Here is a 517-nt window from a genome sequence, read left to right as displayed (position 1 = left end):
GGTGGGGCTGGCGATTAGGACGAAGTCGTAACAAGGTAGCCGTACCGGAAGGTGCGGCTGGATCACCTCCTTTCTAAGGAGTCCCGACCCCCCTGCGGGGGGCGTCAACCATCCGCTCTGGTCCTCTCTTTGAGGGGATTGGCCTGACAGCCGTGTGGTTGTCTTGATACTTGCGGATGTGTATGGACTAAATGTTTTAAATGGTGTGTCGACTGCACGTTGAGCTTTGAGCGAGCGAAGGCTTGCTCCCATCCTTGAGACCTGTTGGTCAGGTCGCCTGTGTCCTTTCGGGGGTGCGGGTGGCGTGCCTGGCGGGTCTCGCACCCTGTTGGGGTTCTGAGACAACACGTCTCTGAGCCTGGTCATATCGAAATGTCTGTTGTTAGCGGACGGCTTGGTGTGGCCTATGTGTTGTTTGAGATTTGTATAGTGTGCGTGAGTGTCTTTGTTTCTATCTGATTTGACCGTGTTGGTTAAGTTGTGTAGGGCGCATGGTGGATGCCTTGGTGCCGGATGA

1 rRNA gene is annotated in these 517 nt (G+C 55.1%); it reads left to right on the top strand.

Annotated features, from left to right (window positions below):
- Positions 1-73: ribosomal RNA gene (locus JHY01_RS26180) — 16S ribosomal RNA — on the top strand; the annotation flags it as partial.
- Between the last annotated feature and the right edge of the window lie 444 nt (positions 74-517).

The sequence above is a fragment of the Glycomyces sp. YM15 genome (assembly GCF_016918015.1).
Lineage (GTDB): Bacteria > Actinomycetota > Actinomycetes > Mycobacteriales > Micromonosporaceae > Glycomyces.
The sequence above is the reverse complement of the archived record's forward strand: the minus strand, read 5'-3'. Positions and strand labels throughout refer to the sequence as shown.